Source organism: Kribbella turkmenica, from assembly GCF_004348725.1.
GTDB classification, from domain to species: domain Bacteria; phylum Actinomycetota; class Actinomycetes; order Propionibacteriales; family Kribbellaceae; genus Kribbella; species Kribbella turkmenica.
Map to the genome: position 1 here is coordinate 1 of NZ_SMKR01000305.1, position 2,720 is coordinate 2,720.

General features: G+C 68.4%; 2 protein-coding genes. Both read left to right on the plus strand.

The annotated features are described in order from the left end of the window. Positions 1-410: 410 nt before the first annotated feature. Positions 411-2,159, plus strand: coding sequence for an acetolactate synthase large subunit (locus tag E1218_RS35360; protein ID WP_132327386.1), 1,749 nt, complete (start codon positions 411-413; stop codon positions 2,157-2,159). After that, positions 2,159-2,720 (plus strand): acetolactate synthase small subunit (ilvN, locus tag E1218_RS35365; protein ID WP_132327387.1); only part of this gene is annotated, 562 nt, incomplete at its 3' end. The genes E1218_RS35360 and ilvN, both read left to right, overlap by 1 nt.

Sequence of the window (2,720 nt, forward strand, 5' to 3'; positions counted from 1 at the left end):
GGCCATGTCAGGGGATATCCGGTGAGCTGGCCCCTTCTCCGCTCTTGTTCGGAGGGGAGAACCGGCCATTTCATGGGATATCCCGTCGAGGCGTTGCTGGTGCGGGCGGTTGGTAAGACGGGTATCTCACTGGGTGGGACACAGTGGCGCCGAACTTGACCCGGTCGCGGGGTGTCGGCGAGTGTTGCCTACATGCGATCGATTCTCCTCGTACTTGTGCGGCGCGCCGACTGACGCGACCACAGAGTCGAGCGCGCCCCCTTCAGCCCACCCGGCGGAGGGGGCCTTTTTATTGCGCACAGTTGTTGCCACTGCGACTATCTGCGACCCAGATGAGCAAGGACAGCGACGAGGAGCGAGGATGGATCGGTCGCAACAAGCCACAACGTGACAGGACAAGGAAGGCACTCATGAGTGAGCAGCTGACCGGGGCACAGGCTCTGATCCGCGCACTGGAACATGCCGGGGTGGACACGGTCTTCGGCATCCCGGGTGGCGCGATCCTCCCGGCGTACGACCCGATGCTCGACTCGACCCAGATCCGCCACATCCTGGTACGTCACGAGCAGGGCGCCGGCCACGCCGCCCAGGGGTACGCCTCGGCGTCCGGCAAGGTGGGCGTCTGCATGGCCACCTCGGGACCCGGTGCGACCAACCTGGTGACGCCGATCGCCGACGCGTACATGGACTCCGTCCCGCTGGTCGCGATCACCGGTCAGGTGGCCAGCGCCGCGATCGGCACGGACGCGTTCCAGGAGGCCGACATCCGCGGCATCACGATGCCGATCACCAAGCACAACTTCCTGGTCAACGACCCCGACGACATCGCCAGCACCGTCGCCGAGGCGTTCCACATCGCGTCGACCGGACGGCCCGGGCCGGTGCTCGTCGACGTGACCAAGGACGCGATGCAGGCGAAGGTCGACTTCCAGTGGCCGACCGAGCTCTCGCTGCCCGGCTACCGGCCGGTGACCCGCCCGCACCCCAAGCAGGTGCGTGAGGCGGCCCGGCTGATCGCGGCCGCCGAGAAGCCGGTCCTGTACGTCGGTGGCGGCGTGATCCGGGCCCAGGCGCACGCCGAGCTGAAGGAGCTCGCCGAGCTGCTCGGCATCCCGGTGGTCACCACGCTGATGGCCCGCGGCGCGCTGCCGGACACGCACGAGCTGCATTTCGGCATGCCCGGGATGCATGGCTCGGTGTCCGCGGTCGGCGCTCTCCAGCGCTCCGACCTGCTGATCTGCCTCGGCGCCCGGTTCGACGACCGGGTGACCGGCAAGCTCGACTCGTTCGCCCCCGAGGCGAAGGTGATCCACGCGGACATCGACCCGGCCGAGATCGGCAAGAACCGGGCCGCGGACGTGCCGATCGTGGGTGACTGCAAGGAGGTCATCACCGACCTGATCGCCGCCCTGCGGACCGAGATCGCGAACGCCGGCCGGACCCCGTCGTACGACGCCTGGCGCAACCAGCTGGAGTCGGTCCGGGCGAAGTACCCGGTCGCGTACGACGAACCCGACGACGGCACGCTGTCCCCGCAGTACGTGATCGAGCGGATCGGCAAGATCGCCGGCCCGGACGCCGTGTACACCGCGGGCGTCGGCCAGCACCAGATGTGGGCCGCGCACTACCTGCCGTTCGAGAAGCCCGGCCACTGGCTGAACTCCGGCGGCCTCGGCACCATGGGGTACGCCGTGCCGGCCGCGATGGGCGCCAAGGTCGCCCGGCCGGACAAGACCGTGTGGGCGATCGACGGCGACGGCTGCTTCCAGATGACCAACCAGGAGCTCGTCACCTGCGCGCTCGAGGGCATCCCGATCAAGGTCGCCGTGATCAACAACCAGTCGCTCGGCATGGTCCGGCAGTGGCAGACGCTGTTCTACGACAAGCGGTACTCCAACACCGACCTGCACTCGGCCCGGATCCCGGACTTCGCCAAGCTGGCCGAGGCGATGGGCGGCATCGGCATGCGCTGCTCCGACCGCGACTCGGTGGACGCGACGATCGAGAAGGCGATGGCGGTCACCGACGCGCCGGTGGTGGTCGACTTCGTCGTGCACCGCGACGCGATGGTCTGGCCGATGGTCGCCGCCGGCACCAGCAACGACGACATCCAGATCGCCCGGGACATGGCGCCCACCTGGGACTCAGAGGAGCTGTGATGAGTAAGCACACACTGTCGGTCCTGGTCGAGAACAAGCACGGTGTGCTGGCCCGGGTGGCCGCACTGATCTCGCGGCGCGGGTTCAACATCGACTCGCTCGCGGTCGGTCCCACCGAGCACCCCGAGGTGTCCCGGATGACGATCGCGGTCAGCGTGGACGAGCAGCCGCTGGAGCAGATCACCAAGCAGCTGAACAAGCTGGTGAACGTGATCAAGATCGTCGAGCTCGAGCCCAGCCAGACAGTGCAGCGCGAGCTGCTGCTGGTGAAGGTCAAGGCGGACACCCTGACCAGGGGACAGGTGCTGGAGACCGTCCAGCTGTTCCGTGCGAAGGTGGTCGACGTGGCTCCGGACGCGATCACGATCGAGGCGACCGGCAATCCCGAGAAGCTCGAGGCCATGCTCCGGGTGCTCGAACCCTTCGGCGTCCGCGAGCTGGTGCAGTCCGGCATGGTGGCGATCGGCCGGGGCAGCCGCTCCATCTCCGACCGCACCCTGCGCCCCGTCCCGGTGCCGCCGCCGCACGTCGCGTCCGGCACCCCCAACGTCCAGGCGCAAC